Origin of the sequence: Methanosalsum zhilinae DSM 4017 (assembly GCF_000217995.1) — an archaeon.
GTDB lineage: Archaea > Halobacteriota > Methanosarcinia > Methanosarcinales > Methanosarcinaceae > Methanosalsum > Methanosalsum zhilinae.
Map to the genome: position 1 here is coordinate 1,340,181 of NC_015676.1, position 17,922 is coordinate 1,358,102.

Annotated in this window: 19 protein-coding genes and 1 tRNA gene; 10 read left to right on the plus strand and 10 right to left on the minus strand. The window is 38.8% G+C overall.

What is annotated here, in order from left to right; all coding sequences use genetic code 11:
• Window positions 1-31 precede the first annotated feature (31 nt).
• Entirely contained in the window at window positions 32-1,642 is a 1,611-nt protein-coding gene (gene groL, locus MZHIL_RS06320) for a chaperonin GroEL (protein ID WP_013898538.1), read from the plus strand.
• A 28-nt stretch (window positions 1,643-1,670) separates the two neighbouring features.
• On the opposite strand, the gene MZHIL_RS06325 is transcribed toward groL, so the two are convergent.
• The gene (locus MZHIL_RS06325) at window positions 1,671-2,312 is read right to left on the minus strand and encodes an NAD(P)H-dependent oxidoreductase (RefSeq protein WP_013898539.1); all 642 of its coding nucleotides are present in this window, start codon (window positions 2,310-2,312) and stop codon (window positions 1,671-1,673) included.
• Between the two features lie 293 nt (window positions 2,313-2,605).
• On the opposite strand from MZHIL_RS06325, the gene gyrB reads away from it, so the two are divergent.
• The 4 genes from gyrB (at window position 2,606) to pdxT (ending at window position 8,605) form a co-directional block, all read left to right on the plus strand.
• Entirely contained in the window at window positions 2,606-4,510 is a 1,905-nt protein-coding gene (gene gyrB, locus MZHIL_RS06330) for a DNA topoisomerase (ATP-hydrolyzing) subunit B (RefSeq protein WP_013898540.1), read from the plus strand.
• A gap of 14 nt (window positions 4,511-4,524) precedes the next feature.
• Window positions 4,525-6,993, plus strand: coding sequence for a DNA gyrase subunit A (gene gyrA, locus MZHIL_RS06335; protein WP_013898541.1), 2,469 nt, complete (start codon window positions 4,525-4,527; stop codon window positions 6,991-6,993).
• Window positions 6,994-7,070: 77 nt separating this feature from the next.
• The gene (pdxS, locus tag MZHIL_RS06340) at window positions 7,071-7,967 is read left to right on the plus strand and encodes a pyridoxal 5'-phosphate synthase lyase subunit PdxS (protein ID WP_013898542.1); all 897 of its coding nucleotides are present in this window, start codon (window positions 7,071-7,073) and stop codon (window positions 7,965-7,967) included.
• Window positions 7,968-7,993: 26 nt separating this feature from the next.
• Window positions 7,994-8,605 (plus strand): pyridoxal 5'-phosphate synthase glutaminase subunit PdxT, encoded by a 612-nt coding sequence (pdxT, locus tag MZHIL_RS06345; protein ID WP_013898543.1) that lies wholly within the window; start codon window positions 7,994-7,996, stop codon window positions 8,603-8,605.
• A 132-nt stretch (window positions 8,606-8,737) separates the two neighbouring features.
• Here pdxT and MZHIL_RS06350 read toward each other — a convergent pair whose 3' ends face one another.
• The 9 genes from MZHIL_RS06350 to MZHIL_RS06385 all read right to left on the minus strand — a co-directional run bounded on the left by MZHIL_RS06350 (window position 8,738) and on the right by MZHIL_RS06385 (window position 15,013).
• Entirely contained in the window at window positions 8,738-9,139 is a 402-nt protein-coding gene (locus MZHIL_RS06350; RefSeq protein WP_013898544.1) for a 30S ribosomal protein S6e, read from the minus strand.
• 81 nt (window positions 9,140-9,220) lie between these two features.
• The gene (gene infB, locus MZHIL_RS06355) at window positions 9,221-10,996 is read right to left on the minus strand and encodes a translation initiation factor IF-2 (RefSeq protein ID WP_013898545.1); all 1,776 of its coding nucleotides are present in this window, start codon (window positions 10,994-10,996) and stop codon (window positions 9,221-9,223) included.
• Window positions 10,997-11,098: 102 nt separating this feature from the next.
• Window positions 11,099-11,548 carry a nucleoside-diphosphate kinase gene (gene ndk, locus MZHIL_RS06360; RefSeq protein WP_013898546.1) on the minus strand — a complete coding sequence of 150 codons (450 nt, stop codon included), beginning with the start codon at window positions 11,546-11,548 and terminating at the stop codon, window positions 11,099-11,101.
• A 13-nt stretch (window positions 11,549-11,561) separates the two neighbouring features.
• Window positions 11,562-11,747 carry a 50S ribosomal protein L24e gene (locus MZHIL_RS10315; RefSeq protein ID WP_013898547.1) on the minus strand — a complete coding sequence of 62 codons (186 nt, stop codon included), beginning with the start codon at window positions 11,745-11,747 and terminating at the stop codon, window positions 11,562-11,564.
• A gap of 5 nt (window positions 11,748-11,752) precedes the next feature.
• The gene (locus MZHIL_RS06365) at window positions 11,753-11,968 is read right to left on the minus strand and encodes a 30S ribosomal protein S28e (protein WP_013898548.1); all 216 of its coding nucleotides are present in this window, start codon (window positions 11,966-11,968) and stop codon (window positions 11,753-11,755) included.
• Window positions 11,969-12,001: 33 nt separating this feature from the next.
• On the minus strand, window positions 12,002-12,358 hold the full coding sequence (rpl7ae, locus tag MZHIL_RS06370) for a 50S ribosomal protein L7Ae (RefSeq protein WP_013898549.1): 357 nt from the start codon (window positions 12,356-12,358) through the stop codon (window positions 12,002-12,004).
• Between the two features lie 279 nt (window positions 12,359-12,637).
• Window positions 12,638-13,480, minus strand: coding sequence for a hypothetical protein (locus tag MZHIL_RS06375; protein WP_013898550.1), 843 nt, complete (start codon window positions 13,478-13,480; stop codon window positions 12,638-12,640).
• 111 nt (window positions 13,481-13,591) lie between these two features.
• Window positions 13,592-14,383 carry an ABC transporter permease gene (locus MZHIL_RS06380; RefSeq protein ID WP_013898551.1) on the minus strand — a complete coding sequence of 264 codons (792 nt, stop codon included), beginning with the start codon at window positions 14,381-14,383 and terminating at the stop codon, window positions 13,592-13,594.
• Entirely contained in the window at window positions 14,384-15,013 is a 630-nt protein-coding gene (locus MZHIL_RS06385) for an ABC transporter ATP-binding protein (protein WP_013898552.1), read from the minus strand.
• A 314-nt stretch (window positions 15,014-15,327) separates the two neighbouring features.
• On the opposite strand from MZHIL_RS06385, the gene MZHIL_RS06390 reads away from it, so the two are divergent.
• The 5 genes from MZHIL_RS06390 to nikR all read left to right on the plus strand — a co-directional run bounded on the left by MZHIL_RS06390 (window position 15,328) and on the right by nikR (window position 17,679).
• Window positions 15,328-15,520, plus strand: a tRNA-Trp gene (locus MZHIL_RS06390).
• A gap of 52 nt (window positions 15,521-15,572) precedes the next feature.
• A complete protein-coding gene (locus MZHIL_RS06395; RefSeq protein ID WP_013898553.1) occupies window positions 15,573-16,439 on the plus strand; it encodes a shikimate kinase in 867 nt (288 codons plus the stop codon).
• Between the two features lie 10 nt (window positions 16,440-16,449).
• On the plus strand, window positions 16,450-16,737 hold the full coding sequence (locus tag MZHIL_RS06400) for a chorismate mutase (RefSeq protein WP_013898554.1): 288 nt from the start codon (window positions 16,450-16,452) through the stop codon (window positions 16,735-16,737).
• Between the two features lie 41 nt (window positions 16,738-16,778).
• Complete coding sequence (gene purE, locus MZHIL_RS06405) at window positions 16,779-17,177, plus strand: 5-(carboxyamino)imidazole ribonucleotide mutase (protein WP_013898555.1); 399 nt, start codon at window positions 16,779-16,781, stop codon at window positions 17,175-17,177.
• Window positions 17,178-17,259: 82 nt separating this feature from the next.
• A complete protein-coding gene (nikR, locus tag MZHIL_RS06410) occupies window positions 17,260-17,679 on the plus strand; it encodes a nickel-responsive transcriptional regulator NikR (protein ID WP_013898556.1) in 420 nt (139 codons plus the stop codon).
• The last annotated feature ends 243 nt before the right edge of the window (window positions 17,680-17,922 follow it).

The following is a 17,922-nucleotide window of genomic DNA, read 5'->3' on the forward strand; positions in this document are numbered from 1 at the left end:
CAGATACTAAATAAGTTCATGAGGTGAATAAATGACAACAAAGCAGCTTATATTTGAAGAAAATGCAAGACGATCTCTGTTAAGTGGGATTGATAAAGTATCCAATACTGTAAAAATAACACTTGGACCACGCGGTCGATATGTGGTTCTCGATAAAAGCACAAGCCCTGTAGTTACAAACGATGGTGTAACCATTGCAAAAGAAATCGAACTTGTAGACAAATTTGAAAATATTGGCGCAAAACTTGTAAAAGAAGTTGCATCCAGAACCCAGGACAATACAGGAGATGGAACTACAACAGCAACCCTGCTTACACAGGCAATACTTACAGAAGGAATAAAAAACATTACCTCCGGAGCAAATCCTATCGAGATCAAGAGGGGAATCGACAAAACTACAGCTCATATAGTAGAACAGCTCAAGTCCAAAAGTAAAGATGTAAAGGACAAAAATAAGATCATCCAGGTAGCTACAATATCAGCAAATAATGATGAAGAGATCGGAAATCTAATAGCTGACGCAATGGAAAAAGTCGGATACAATGGTGTGATCACAGTAGAAGAGTCAAACAATATAGATACCGGACTTGAAATTGTTGAGGGAATGCAGTTTGACAGAGGATACCTATCTCCCTATATGGCCACAGATCATGAAAAAATGATCTGTGAGATGGAAAGTCCATATATACTTGTAACTGACAAGAAAATCAACAGCCTCAACCAGATCGTACCGGTCCTTGAAAAAGTTGCACAGGAAGACAGAGGACTGTTGATCATTTCACCTGATGTTGAAGGTGATGCACAGGCTGCCCTGATCCTGAACATAATGAGAGCTTCACTGAAAGTATGTGCAGTAAAAGCACCTGGATTTGGTGATGAACAAAAAGAAATGCTGGAGGACATTGCTGCTGTAACCGGTGCAACTGTAATTAGTGAAGAAAAGGGAATGAAGCTGGAAGAATTTACAGAAAATATGCTGGGCTCAGCACGGAAAGTGAATGTGGATAAACAAAATACTACAATCGTAGAGGGAAGAGGCGATAAAGAAAATATCGATAAAAGGATCAAGCTTCTGGAAACTCAGATTGATGCCGAGGAATCAGATTTCCGCAAAAAAGAACTTCGCAAGCGTCTTGCTAAACTCAGCGGTGGTGTGGCAGTTATAAAAGTTGGAGCTGCTACTGAAACAGAACTCAAAGAAAAGAAGATGAGGACCGATGATGCACTGAATGCTACAAAAGCCGCAGTTGAGGAAGGAGTAGTTACTGGAGGAGGAGTGACCCTTTTCAGACTTGCTATGGCTCTTGAAAGATTCAATCTTGAAAATGATCAGCAGATCGGAGTTAATATAATTAAAAGAGCACTGACTGAGCCTGTGAGGCAGATTGGTGAAAATGCAGGTCGCGAGGGTGCTGAAATAGTCTCAGCTCTGAAAAATGAAACTGACGACCACTTTGGATATAACGCAAAGAAGGATAAATTTGAAGACCTGTTCGAAGCAGGAGTTATTGACCCAACCAAAGTTGTCAGGAGCAGTTTACAGAATGCAGCGTCAATTGCGGGAATGGTACTTATAACCGAAGCGCTGGTAACTGAATATGATGTTGAAAAAGATGAAAAAACAGCAGCGATCATAATCTGATCACTGCAACTTTTTTTCATTTATTGCCTTATAGAGATTCTATAAACCTTTCATATTTCTCCAGCTCATCGATCCCTTCCTCCTCTGAAAGCTGGTTAGTCTCATATATTATATATGAAGGCAGAACCTCCATCCCTGTGAATTCAAATGTACAGTGCGTAATATATCTAAGCAACTCATTGATATCACCATGTAATCCATCTGGAGAATACATTTTTTTATCAGCACCTGCAGTTATGACCAGAAGAGCCTTTTTTCCTTTAAGAAGACCTTTTTCATACACCTCACCCTTTACAGGATTAAAGGCAAAACCGGCTGCAAAGATTCGATCAATCCAGCCTTTCATGATTGCAGGAACTGAAGTAAAATACAGAGGAAACTGAAATATCAGAATATCAGCCCAGTTGACCTTATTCATTTCAGCCCTTATATCTTCTGAAAAGCCATTCGTTTTGACAGCATTGAGTTGTTCCAGAAAAGGATTAAAGAATTGCTTATATTTTCTCTGCTTAAAATCTTCAGGTCTTAGAATAGGATTGAAATCCATTTCATACAGGTCAGAGTTCTGAACAGAGTCTTGCCTTTCATTGAAAACTTTCACAGCTCTTTCCTTCATTGCAAAATTGAAAGAATTACGATCCGGATGTGCAAAAATATACAATATATTCATCACATGTTCCCCCAGTAAACTGAATATCTGAATTATATTATTTAAGGTTAAAGTATATTGTGAGCTGAGAGATCATATCCGGACTTTGAGATCAAATATTCCGGTGCCTGATATAAACATTTAAGAAATATGAATACATATCAAGTGTGGCTATAACAGATACTGAAAAATGAATTCAATAGAAATCTAATACAAATTTTTTATATTCAGTTTTGTACGAGTACTCAGTACATATTTTGAACATCCAATTGTATTGTTCATTATAGATTGGATTTTATGGAGAATAAATACACATGAATCAAAAAGAAATGTACGATGCAACAAATATACAGGTTCTGGAAGGCCTTGAAGCTGTACGAAAACGTCCGAGCATGTACATAGGAAGTGTTGATAGCAGGGGACTGCATCATCTTGTATATGAAGTAGTGGATAACAGCATAGATGAAGCACTTGCAGGCTTCTGCACGTCTATTGATGTGATTATAAATCCTGATGGAAGTGTAACTATAATTGACAATGGAAGGGGTATCCCTGTCGATACCCATCCAAAATATGGAAAATCTGCTCTTGAAGTCGTAATGACAATACTCCATGCTGGAGGAAAGTTCGATAAGAGCACATATAAAGTTTCAGGAGGACTTCATGGTGTGGGAGTATCTGTTGTCAATGCCCTTTCAGAATGGATGATAGTAGAAGTAAAGCGTAATGGTAAGCACTATTTACAGAAATACAAAAGGGGTATTCCTGAAGAAGATGTTGCGTTGATCGGGGAAGCTGATGGTTCAGGTACCATCATAAAATTCAAACCTGACAGTACAATTTTTGAGGAACTTGATTACAGTTATGACACGCTGAGTAGTCGCCTTAGGGAACTTGCTTTTCTTAATAAAGGTATTCGTATCTCAATTGGTGATCGAAGATCAGATGAAGAAAGTAAAGAGACATTTCAGTATGAAGGTGGCATAAGATCTTTCGTAGACCATCTCAATAAGAACAGGCAGACCTTACATGATGATCCCATCTACCTGGAACGTGAGAAGGATAACATTATGGTTGAGATCGCAATGCAGTATACAGATACTTATGCAGAGCATGTATACTCCTTTGCAAATAACATCAATACCCACGAGGGCGGCACACATCTGATAGGATTCAAATCAGCACTTACTCGCGTTACAAATGATTACATCAAAAAAAATAATTTAACAAAAGATGATTCAAAATTATCAGGAGAAGATGTACGGGAAGGGCTTACAGCCATAATAAGTGTAAAAATCCCTGAGCCACAGTTCGAAGGACAGACAAAAACAAGACTGGGTAACAGTGAACTTAAAGGGATTGTAGAGTCTCTTGTTTCTGAGAGTTTATCAGATTTTTTTGAAGAGAATCCAAAGATCGCAAATCAGATAATCCAGAAGTCACTTTCTGCAAAAAGAGCACGTGAAGCAGCAAAAAAAGCTCGTGAACTTACCCGTAGAAAAAGCGCACTGGAAGTAAGCACTCTTCCGGGTAAGCTGGCGGATTGTTCTGAAAAGGATCCATCAGTAAGTGAGCTGTACCTGGTGGAAGGTGATTCTGCAGGAGGGTCTGCGAAACAGGGACGTAACCGGGCATTCCAAGCAATACTTCCCTTTAGGGGAAAAATTATCAATGTTGAAAAATCAAGACTGGGGAAGATATTGAAGAATAAAGAAATTCTCTCACTGATAACTGCACTTGGAACAGGACTTGGAGATGACTTTGACATATCAAAAACACGCTATCATAAAATAATCATTATGACAGATGCAGATGTGGACGGAGCGCATATCAGAACATTAATACTAACATTCATTTTTAGATATATGACCCCACTTATTGACGCAGGCTATGTATATATTGCCCAGCCACCGCTATATAAAATAAAAAAGGGAAAAGCTGAGCATTATGCATATACTGAAAAGGAGCTGAAACAGAAACTGAAGCAACTTGGAGAAAAGGGAATCTCTTATCAGCGATATAAAGGTCTGGGTGAGATGAACCCTGAACAGTTATGGGAAACCACAATGAGCCCTGAAACACGAACCCTTTTGAAGGTTACAATGGATGATGCAGTTACAGCAGATGAAATATTTTCCATCCTCATGGGTGATGAGGTTGCACCACGCAAAGAGTTCATTCAGGCGCATGCAAGGGAAGTTGTTAACCTCGACGTTTAAAAACGGGTGAAAAAATGGCAGAAGATAAGAATATTCAAGATTCACAATCACCAGAGATATCAGATCAGGGAGAAAGAGTAGTATCTATATTCATCCAGGATGAGATGAAAAAATCCTATATAGACTATGCCATGAGTGTGATTGTTGGAAGGGCACTTCCAGATGCTAGAGACGGATTAAAACCTGTTCATCGAAGGATTCTCTTTTCCATGAAAGAAGCAGGGATCACATATGACAAGCCATATAAAAAATCAGCCCGTATAGTTGGAGATGTTCTGGGTAAATATCATCCTCATGGAGATATGGCTGTTTATGATTCCATTGTCAGAATGGTCCAGGACTTTTCACTTCGGTACCCACTTATCGACGGGCAGGGTAATTTCGGATCCATAGACGGAGATTCTGCAGCCGCCATGAGATATACTGAGATTCGTATGGACAGAATCTCAGAAGAGATGCTGGAAGATATAGATAAAGAAACGGTTAATTTCAGACCCAATTATGATGGTTCATTGTCTGAACCTGTGGTACTTCCAGCAAAACTTCCCAACCTTCTTATCAATGGTTCCACAGGCATTGCTGTTGGTATGGCTACAAATATGGCCCCTCACAATATTGGAGAGGTTATTGATGCAATTTTAATGACAATCGAGAACCCGGAAGTGCCATTGAGAGACCTTATGGAGGTCATCAAAGGGCCGGATTTCCCAACTGCCGGAATGATAATGGGTACTCAGGGAATACTGGATGCATATCGCACAGGAAGAGGACGAATTAAGGTACGTGCTGTTGCATCAATCGAGGAGATGAAGGCAGATAAGCACAGGATCATTGTCACAGAACTTCCATATCAGGTAAACAAAGCAAAGCTGATCGAGAATATAGCCCTTCTTGTACGTGAAAAGAAAATTGCAGGGATCTCTGACCTGAGGGATGAATCCGATAGAGACGGAATACGTATTGTCATCGAACTTAGCAGAAATACCAATCCCAATATTATTCTAAACCAGCTCTATAAGCACACTCAGATGCAGACAACATTTGGGATCATAAACCTGGCACTTGTTGACGATGTTCCAAAAGTACTAAACCTTAAAGACATCCTGAAGATATATCTTGATCACCGAATTGATGTGATCCATAAGAGAAGCCAGTTTGAATTGAACAAGGCAGAAAAAAGAGCACATATTCTAAATGGTTTAAAAATAGCACTGGATCATATTGACGAAGTCATTTCGCTTATCAGGGCTTCCAGTACAACAGAAGAAGCAAAGCTGGGACTGATTGAAAAGTTCCCACTTGATGAGATTCAGGCAAAGGCAATTCTTGAGATGCGCCTGCAGAGATTGACAGGTCTTGAAAGAAAGAAGATCGATGAAGAATATGATGAACTACTGAACACCATTAAGAAACTGCAAGAAATACTTGGAAGTCTGGACAAAAAATATGAAATTATTCATCAGGAACTGATTGCTCTTAAAGAACAATATGCAGATAAGCGTAAGACAGTTATCAAAAGATCCAGCTATGAAATTGAAGATGAAGACCTTGTACCTGAAGAAGACGTTGTTGTAACGATCACCCATGATGGTTACATCAAAAGATTACCCCAGGATACATATAGCAGCCAACATCGGGGAGGAAGGGGAATTCTTGGTATAGAGACTAAAGAGGGAGATTTTGTAGAAAACATCTTTGTTGCCTCCACCCATGACGATCTTCTGTTCTTTACTAATAAAGGTAGAGTATATTGTCAGAAAGTCTATGAGATACCCCAGGCAAGCCGTCATTCAAGAGGTAAAGCTATTGTTAACCTTCTTGATCTTAAAGATGAGTTCATAACAGCAATGATCCCCATATCAGAATTTTCGGAGGACAGTTACCTTTTAATGGCCACAAAACAAGGTACTGTGAAAAAATGTCAGCTTTCAGAGTTCAGCAATCTCCGAAAGACAGGTATCATAGCAATAAGCCTGAATGATGAAGATGAACTTTCAAATGTGATACTCACTGATAGCTCCAGAGATGTGATCCTTGTATCCAGAAATGGAAAAGCCATCCGTTTTTCAGAGTCTGATGTGAGAACCATGGGTAGAACTGCCCGGGGTGTGCGCGGAATGAAGCTTGACGGAGATGACATGGTAGTGAGTATAGATGTGGTTGATGAAGATGATTCCACACTCCTGACAGTTACAGAAAAAGGTTTTGGAAAACGCACCAGGTTTGGAGAATACAGAACCATGAGAAGAGGTGGCAGGGGGGTCATGACCATAGTTACAAGTATTCGAAACGGCCATGTAGTAAATATAAAATCTGTAAAAGACAATGATGAGGTCATGTTGACAACGTCTGAAGGAATAATTATAAGGATACCTGTTAAAGACATCCGGATTCAGGGAAGAAATACACAGGGTGTGAAAATAATGCATGTCCGTTCAGATGATAAAGTTGTGGATGTTGCAAAGATTCGAGCAGAAGATTGATTAGAAGAAGTAAGTGTTTTAACTATTGTTGCTATTTAAACTTTGATCAAGTTTGAAATAAAGAAAGGATGATTATAATGGAACTTGAAAATCTAAAACATGGAACTGAATTGATAAAAAGAGGTTTTGCCAAGATGCAGAAAGGAGGCGTCATCATGGATGTGACAACTCCTGAGCAGGCAAAAATCGCAGAAGACGCAGGTGCAGTTGCAGTAATGGCACTTCAGGCAGTACCAGCGGATATCAGAAAAGCCGGCGGTGTTGCAAGAATGGCAGATCCTGAGATTGTGGCCAATATCATTGATGCTGTTACAATACCAGTAATGGCAAAAGTGCGTATCGGACATTTTGTGGAAGCTGAGATCCTTGAAACTCTTGGTGTTGATATGATTGATGAGTCAGAGGTATTGACTCCGGCAGATGACCAGTACCACATTGACAAAACCAAATATACAGTACCTTTTGTATGCGGTGCACGAAACCTTGGTGAAGCACTTCGACGTATATCAGAAGGTGCTGCAATGATAAGGACAAAAGGTGAAGCAGGTACTGGTGATGTAAGTGAAGCTGTGCGCCACATGAAGCAGATCATGGGAGAAGTTCGAGAACTTGCCGGTAAGAATAAAGAAGAACTTACCATGGTGGCAAGGGATATTGAAGCTCCTGCAGATCTTTTAATCGAAACTGCAAAGCTCCAGCGCCTTCCTGTGGTAAACTTTGCTGCTGGCGGGATTGCTACTCCTGCAGATGCAGCACTGATGATGCGCCTTGGTGCAGATGGCATTTTTGTAGGATCAGGTATATTCAAGGCTGAAAATCCGGAAAAAATGGCCAGGTCTATTGTAAAGGCTGCTAACAATTACGACAAACCGCAAGTCCTGGCAGAGGTCTCAAAGGGCATAGGAGCAGGCATGAAGGGAATAAGTATCTCAACAATAGCCCATGAAGAAAGCCTTCAACTACGCGGCTGGTAATTATATTCAAGTCCTGGGAAAATAATATGCGCATAGGGATTATAGCATTACAGGGAGATGTAAGCGAGCATGAGAGAATGTTACAACTTACTCTCAATCAAAGAGAAGAAGAGTGCAATATAGTCCCTATAAAGCATAAAGGACTTGTTCCTTCATGTGATGGATTAATCCTTACGGGGGGTGAGAGTACCACCCTGTCCCGTCTGTTAGTTACAGAAGGCATTGCTGAGGAAATCATAGATGCTAACATCCGTCAGGTTCCGATTATGGGAACGTGTGCAGGCATGATTGTAATAGCAAAAAGAGGGGACGAACAGGTTGAAAAGACTGGGCAGTATTTACTCTCAATAATGGATATCGGAATCAAAAGAAATGCATTTGGAAGACAGAAAGATTCTTTTGAGATAATGCTGGATATAGATCCTCTTGAAGACCCGTATAATGCTGTATTTATACGCGCCCCTGCAATCATTGAGTATGGGAAGGATGTGAAGCCACTAGCGTTGGTTGGAGACCTTACAGTTGCAGCAGAAGAGAAAAATATCCTGGCCCTTGCGTTTCATCCGGAACTTACAGATGATATAAGGATACATAACTATTTTTTAGATAAAGTTTCTAGCCTAGCAGACCAGGAATAACTGCTAGTAAAAAAAACAAATACATTAATTACAATAATTTAGGTTTATACAGAAGAAATTAGAATAGGAATAAAAATAAAAAAATGAAATGGCCGTTAACAACTACTGTACCATTCCTAAGATTATTAAAAATTACTCTTCGACTCCCTCTGCAGGGCTTCCACCCAGTATTTCGTCTATAGGTTTTTCACCATAACCGATTATTTTTGTATTGATCTGGATAGTGTCTGTTGCAATTTCACGTCCATGCATGAGTTTTCTTCTACGGACACCATTGGATTTGGGCTTATAGCCAGTACTGGCAGAAAGCAGAATTTTACGCCTTTTTGGCCCTGGTATGTCACGTCTCATAACAACTCCGGTTTTATCGCTTCCACCGGTTATCTTTAGAGTATAACCTTTCAGGCCAACCACACCGCCATCAATATTTTCTCCGATTGACTTTCCTATAAATTTATTTGCATCGGTCCCTTTTACATCAAACTGATAAGTTTTTGTTTTGGGATCCGAAACTACAACTTTAAAATCTGCCATAATTTATCCTCCAAATTGATATTTCTTGTTTTTCATTCAATATTTTGATTAATATTATAATATTTTGGAACTGTTCTTTTTTTATTTCGCCCAGAATGGATTATCTCTTCTTTTTATAGACAGAAATGATTCAAACGTTTCGACTTCATCAGCCGTGAGAGAATCATATAGTTCCTGTTCAAGCACTTTTGCATGTCTTTCAGGTATATTTACATAGAGAGTATCTTCTTCCTTAATCTGCCGTCCAACTGTAGGTCCTTCAAGTGCCATAGCAACTTCCATTCCAATCGAGGCTTTGCTAATATTTTCTCCTTCAAGCTGTAAGCCCTTGACTTTCCCTACCACATCACCATCTTGAGTCGATATCTCTACATTGTTTTTCACACTTCCACCTACAATTTTTACACCAACAACAGCAGGCTTACTCTGTCTGAAAACACATCCTGGCATAATAGTAAATCTTCCAGGTTTGACTATCAATTCAGCAATCGTCTTTTCAGATTGCTCTTTTTGTTTTTTAACCCAGTCCTTATAGTCATCTATCAAGCGGTAAATAATGTTACCCATAAATACTTTTATTTCAGAAGACTGAATTTTTTCCCGGGCATCAGGCAGCATACTGACATTAAAGCCAATTATAACTGAATAATAAGGATCTTCAATAGCTGCCACTTCCACAATATCCCTGTGAGAAATATCTCCCACTCCTGCCTTTCTGATGGGGATCTCTTCTTTGGTCAGTTCATTGACAAGAGCTTCAAGAGACCCTATAGTATCAGCTTTGATCGCAACACCTGTACTTCCAGTTGGAAGTGTAACCTGTTCCAGTTCTGTTTTGATTTCCTTTGCAATTTCATCTGCATTATCAGAACCTGCAACTCTCACAGCTGTACCGGCCAGTGCTTTTTCAAGCGAGGGAGCCGCAATTTTCACACCTATTGCCGCAGTCACTTCATTAACAGACTTGAATTTTTCTTCAGTCTGTATTTCAGTAAGAGGACGTGGTTTCAGTAATGCCCTGACCTTTGTAATTATGGGATTCCCAAGACTTCCCACTACAATTGTGTCACCTTTTTTCAGGGTTCCATCATAAAGGATCACATCAATTGTAGTTCCAAGCCCCTTTTCTTCCTTAATTTCCAGTACAGTCCCTGTACCGGGATTATTTGCATCGAAACGAAGGTTGGATTCCAAAAATTTCTGTGCAAGACCCAGTAAGATCATCAAAATATCCGCAACCCCTTCTCCAGTTGCAGCACTTATTGGAACTATACCCACATTCTTCTGAAAGTCTGTAACTCTGTCATAGCGTTCTGAGTTGAATCCAAGTTTGTAAAGTTCACCAACCAGTTCATAGATTCTGGTATCTATTAACTGCTGTACATTCTCACTCTGATTCTTGAAAGATTCAGCAAAAGGTTTCTCTGGATTGGTTCTCCATCCTGGAATTCGGTCGATCTTGTTAGCAGCAACAACAAAAGGTGTTTTAAACCTTTTCAGAATCTGAAGACTTTCAATTGTTTGCGGCATAAAGCCTTCATTTATGTCAACGATTACTATAGCAAGGTCTGCAAGGGCTCCCCCACGGCTTCTAAGAGAAGTGAATGCATGATGTCCGGGAGTATCTATAAATAGAAGGCCGGGAACAATGAATTTATTTATTAACTGAGGTTGACCACACTTGTTTACAATTATGTCTATTGGAACTTCGGTAGCACCAATATGCTGTGTTATAGCACCAGCTTCACCTGCTACTACAGCAGTGCCCCTGATTTTGTCAAGCAACGAGGTCTTTCCATGATCCACATGCCCCATTACACATACTATTGGTGTTCTAAGTTTTTTGTTCTCAGCCATAATACAATGCTCCCCTGTCTATTTCCGGTAATCTCAGTTCAGTTACCAGTATAAGATCAAAGACCCGATCATTTCGTTAAAAAAGAAATATTAAGATCTTTCTTATTCGTATAGACAGACTTCATCAATCTTTCTGTAATCAACAGATTCCTTTTCACCGAAATGAATCGAAATCTCACGTCTGGCAGCTTCCTGTGAATCCGAGGCGTGTACAATATTTCGGCCGGTTTCAATGGCAAAGTCTCCGCGAATAGTGCCAGGACTGGCATCCACTGGATTAGTAGCGCCATTGATTGTCCTCATGATAGATATTGCATTTTTTCCCTGGACTATCATTGAAACAGAAGGTCCGGATGTTACATATGCTATCAATGAATCAAAGAACGGCTTTTCTTTGTGTTCTGCATAATGTTCTTTTGCAGTATCCTCATCAATAAAATTCATTCTGAGTGCAACTATTTTGAAACCTCTTCTTTCAATGCGGGATATTATCTCTCCTACGAGTCCTCTCTGAACTCCATCAGGCTTTACCATTACATAAGTTTCTTCCATGTATCTGCCTCAGTTATTTTTTGAGATAGATTCGCCCCTGCTCGGTCCAGGGAGTACGTCTTGAAAGTCTTCCAAGTTTATAGTTGCCCTCGCATTTCGAAGAGCAAAAATAATAACTTGACCCATCCTTTTTGACGAATAAATTACCGCATCCTGGCTCAAGAAATTCACCACAGAATGAGCATTTTCTCTGTTCCATTATCATCACCTTGTAGTTAATTTCTTGGCTTCTCTTGATGTTTCCAGCAACATAAAAACATCGCCAATTCTAACAGGACCAACGCAATTACGTGTGATAATTCTTCCCTTATCACGGCCTTCTAATACACGACACTGTATCTGGCTTGCTTCGCCATGCATGCCGGTGTTTCCAATAACGTCAATTACTTCAGCCGCATATCCTGTATTTTCATCTGCCATTCAGAATTTCTCCATTTGATTTTGATGTAGAAATTATTTAAGTGAACTCATTTTTTCGACGATATCATCAATCGTCTCTTTACCTTTACCAGCATCGGTGATAGCAACAGCAGCACATGCCACACCAATACCGCAGGCTGCCCCCAGTTCCTTTTGTTCTTTTACAAATATGTATGGTGTATTTTTTTCTTCACAAAGGACCGGTATATGAGCAATAATTTCTTCAGGACTTACGTCCTCTGCAATGATAGTAAGTTTTGTAACCCCTCTTTCAATTGCTTTTGTTGCTTCATTTGTTCCTTTCTTGACTTTGCCTGTATCTCTTGCCATCTCAAGCGCTTCTAATGCTTTATTGACCAGTTCTTCTGGAACATCTAATTTTTTCATCATTTTTTTTGTCTCCTTCAAAATCACAATACTGGTATCGTGATTTTTCATCATTCATTGCATTTTCAATAAATATTCAGTTTGATGATAAACTGTAATCTTTCTGTCAGCTACATAATTTTGTAGTATATTCTGACATTAGGTTTTGTGATATGAATCATTTCATTTACATAAATATTTTATGCTAAATCCATACAGTGCAGCTACAATAACATACTCACGTATAAACCTTCTGATTGAACCAAGTTAAAAAATTAAATTGAAAAAAGAAGATGGTTTTCTTTACTGCATAGGTTCATTAATAAGAGTAAAGAAGTTGCCTTCCACTACAACTTTTGTAAATTCATCATCTTCTTCGATGCTATATGCAAGTCCACGTTCAGTACTGTTCGCCTCATAACTACCTATGAGATCCATAGTATCCTGTGAAAGATTCTGGTACACTACTGTACGGATATAATTCTGCCCATCCATCTGACTAAAACCAATGTATACCTTGTCTGCATAGTTATCTTCACTGAGAGAATTTACTATCTGGAATTCTGAATCATTGTCTTGTGCATAGTTTAATAATGAGTCAAACTGACTGGTGCTTTCCATGTCCGTGTTTACAATATCAATTATAGCTTCAACCTTGTCTCTTGGACCCAGAATGAGCGGAGATCCTATAACATTATATATATTTTCTGCACGAGGCAGCATAAAATATCCATCATATGTAACAGGTTCACCATACTGGAAGGCAACAACCTCAGGTCTTATGACATCAAGCTGGAACCAGGATTCTTCTTCATCATAATATGCAGAGTAAGTGCTCACTACCTGAGAACCATAAATAGAATCAAGTTCCTGTATATCCATCAGCATTTCAAGCGGAGTACCTTCAATGGATGATATGTCACGGTACTGTGCAGAGGTAACTCCCTCAGGAGTCATACTCAGAGCATCAGCTATTGATCCAAAAGGTTGATTGATCTTGTTACCAGGTATTGAATCAAAAGGTATCGCTTCCTGCGTATTCTCATCGTTTTCTGCAGGGGGAGATACGCCGCTGAACAGGATGGCAAATAATGCTCCAACCATTATGACAGCCAGAAATATGGCAATTAATTTATTACTATTCATTAAAATACCCCTTTAGTGATATTACTCCTAATAAGAAAATACATTTTATATTAAGTCTTCGCCAAATTTTTTATCTGCCATATATAATTCCATCAGGAATTTCAAAGTAGTTTAAACGTTTCGAAATATCTGCTTTTTTATGAGTCCATAATTATCGAATCCACCATATATACTCATGAAAAGGCTAAGTGAGACAGTCAACATAGTTGATACATATATTCCGATCATTATTGCCATTTGATATTTTATTGCAAGTATTGGAGATGCGCCTCCAAGAAGAAGACCGGTCATCATTCCCGGTAGTGTCACGATCCCAATAGTTACCATGCTTGCAAGTGTGGGCCTTAATGAAACCAGAAGACTGTTTCTTATATATGGCATCAAAGCTTCATGCTTTTTTGCACCAAAAGATAACCTGTTAATATAGCTGACTTCATTATGTTTAATACTATTGAAAAAATCACTTACTCCTACAACATTTCCTCTAAGAGAATTGCCCAGAAACATACCCGCAATCGGGATAAGGTATCTAGCATCAAACAGATGATCCAGACTGACAACAAAATGATTGAAATATAGAAGAATAAGAATATTGCCACCTAAAAACGAGCATACCATAGGAAAGTATAGCTCCTTCACTTTAAGATTGATATTATCAATTGAAGTATAGGCTGCAACAAGAACCATTACAAGGACCCATGCCATATTGATGTAGCTGTTGTTCAGATCAAAAAGAAAAGTTAGAAATAATCCTACCAGGAACAACTGGATAGCCATCCTGCCAACCGTAGTCATCGATTCCTGCATTATCTTTAATTTTGTTATGTAGCTGATAATTGCAGGGATTAATAGAAGCAATCCACACAGTACAAGTGAATAATTAGAAATATCATAGGTAGTCATTCAATCACCGATGTTTATAACTTTCATGTTGTCCATCTCCCATTGATTATCATGTGAAGCAACAATAAGAGTCCAGTCTTTATTCCCTACAAAATAGTTGATTACCTTTTCTTTCATATTCTGATCAAGAGATGAAGTGATTTCATCAAGCAGATAAACATCCCTGTCCAGCAGGAGAGCTATAATTATACAGATCCTCTGTTTTTCACCACCTGAAAGTTCATCGTAATCTTGCTGTAATATCTTATGATCAAGATCAAAATATTCCAGAAAATATTCCAGTTTATTGCGATCAAACTTATCCAAATTTTTCCTGTAGGAAAATATCTCATCAAAGATATTTGTAACTGGCCCCTCCCATATATCCAGATATTGCGAGATATAACAAACCTGCTCTCTTACTTCCCATATATTATAGCAGTCAAGACAATTTCCATTAAAGTATATCAATCCTTCAGAAGGAAAACTAAATCCCATAATCAATTTCAATAAAGTTGACTTTCCACTACCTGATCTACCTTTAAAGAGTATCTTATCTCCTTTTTTTACTTTCAGATTGAAATTATTAATTATTTTTTTATTTTCGTAATCAATATGGATATTTCTGTACTCTACCAGCACGTAGCTCATCTTCCTTCAATAATATTTGAATTGACACCTATGATTTACAAAAACACAAAATATCGAGCTATATTAAGAGATGTGGATTGGCTAATATATATTAGCATCAAGGATCAAATACAGGTTACACTTATTAACAAATATAGCAACTCTTATGAAAATATGTGCAGCTAGTATCATATAGAGAGAAAATATAATACATAATAATTAATTTTCATATGTTTGTTGTGAATTACTGCGCGCTGTGCGCCTGGACAGATTGAATTTACCGATAAGTATATGTTTTATAAAGTTTATTGGGAGGAGTACAATTACATCTAACAGGGGCTGTGGCCTAGTCCGGCATGGCGACGGGCTCCAGCGGATAAATGATGAACAACGGGTCTACTGAGGCCTTTCCGACGGGAAAGATCAATGAGGAACCGTTGGAGCACTGATATGCTCATGAATTAAAGCTGTCACAGATAGCAATTCGGAGAGACCCGTCGATCGTGAGTTCAAATCTCACCAGCCCCATTAACACTTTTTTTAAAATGAGAGAGACAAACCAAGTGGAGATGCCAAACATATGGAACTTAATGGTCAGGGCTATGCAACTGGTGCAGGAACTATCATAAATGCTATTGCAACCTGGAAAGGTGCTGCTTTTGGAATTGATCTAAAAACATATGCCCAGGTTGATCTCTCACAGAAATATCCAGGTATAAAAGGTATTATCGAGAACAATCCCGGTGCAGATACAAGACTTATAGAAAGAGCTGTTGAACTCGTTCTTGAACATTTTAATATGAAATTTGGAGGTACGGTCAGCACCACAACCCAGATCCCTCTAGCCAGCGGCCTCAAAAGCAGTAGTGCTGCAGCAAATGCGTCAGTAATCGCAACCCTGGATGCAATCGGAGAAACAATGGATCCACTTGATGCTGTAAAAATTGGAGTGCAGGCTGCCCGGGACGTTGGAGTTACCGTGACAGGAGCTTTTGATGATGCCTGCGCATCACTTCTGGGAGGAGTAGTGATCACTGATAATTCCAGTATGGAACTTATAAAAAGAGAAAATGTGGAAATGGAAGTCCTCATTCTCTCCCCGGACAGAAAAGCTTACAGTTCACAGACTGATGTAATCCGTTCAAAACTCATGGCACCCTGGATAGATATTGCCTACGGCCTGGCACTGGAAGGAAAATATGAAAATGCAATGACACTCAACGGTTTTCTATACTGCAGTGCACTGGGATTTGATTCTGAACCACTGATGAAAGGTCTGGAAGCAGGAATAAATGGAGTCAGTCTGTCTGGCACAGGCCCTTCCTATGTAGCACTGGTAGATCATGATAAAGTCAGTACTCTTCAAAAATACTGGAATGAACTGAACATAAGCGGAAATATGATAAAGACCAAGATCAATAATGAACCTTCAATGAAATCTAGGTAAGGCGAAACCAATGAATCAGCTGAACGAAGCACGGGAAGAAATCCATGATATTGATACTGAAATCATCTCGCTTATAAAAAGAAGAGTAGACATGGCAGACAAAATTCTGAGATTCAAAAAAGAGGAAGGGATATCAATTAATGACGAGTCTCAGAATGAGGTCGTTCTAAGAAGAGCGACCGATATTGCTACAGAACTCAATCTTGATAGTGGTGCGGTAAGAAAAATTTTTAAAATACTTATACAGATGAACATAGATCGTCAACATGAATTAAGTGGAGAGGGGAACCTCCCATAAAATATACTGTGAAAATATAGAAATATCGAGGTGTAAAAAATATGGTAGATATATCAATTTTGATGGGATCCGAATCAGACAGAGCTATAGCAAACCGTGTCACATCAGTTCTTGAGAACAGTAACTACTCCTTTGAAGTAGAGGTCATCTCAGCACACAGGGATCCTGAAAAGCTTGAGGAATATATAAAAGAAAGTGATTCAAAAGTGTTTGTTGCCATTGCAGGCCTTTCAGCTGCATTGCCTGGAGTGATAGCATCAAAGACTAAAAAACCAGTAATTGGAGTTCCAGTAAATGCAAAACTTGGTGGATTGGATGCACTCCTTTCAATTGCCCAGATGCCACCCGGTGTACCTGTTGCAAGTGTTGGAATCGATAATGGTGCAAATGCAGCACATATGGCAATAAGAATACTGGACCTTTGTAAGGTTTCACAATAAACGCCTTATCAGGATAGAAAAAATCCTGATTTCTTTTTTTTACTTATGTGTCTTTCAGATAAGAATTATTTTGAGGTAATACATGGAATCTGAATTATCAAGAATAGGAGTATCTATTCCAGTAGACCTTTTATCCAGATTTGATGAAATTATGCATCAGACCGGCTATTCCTCTCGCTCCGAAGGGATTCGGGATTCCATCAAGAGTTATATCAAGTACTATGAATGGGTATGTGAGGTAAAAGGAGAAAGAGTGGGGATCATTTCTGTAATATATAACCCATCTCAGCATGGAATATCAGAAAAATTTTCATCAATCAAATATAGTTACCCTGAAATATTGATATCCACCTCAAGTATATATATTTCTGAAAGAGAAATTCTCGAAGTTATCATACTTCAAGGAAATGCAGAAGAGATTAAATTATTCAATGAAAATATTATGGCTCAGAAGGGCGTCAAGTACGTAAGGCTCAGTACAATTGAGCTTACCAATGACTGAGCGAATGCAATCATTCTGACCGTATTTCTATTTAGTGATATGATATTTTTTACATCAGAATAAACAAAAACTACTTAAGGCATTAAATCTATTGCAATTATTGTGTGCTACAAAAAAACTTGTTTGTAACACTGGAGATTTATATTGAATTTTATTTTTTTCAGGTTACAAAATTTCCAGCTTCCAAAAAACGGGTTGGGGTACAAATACCCCTCTTTCCTCCAATCCAACATATAATTTTCA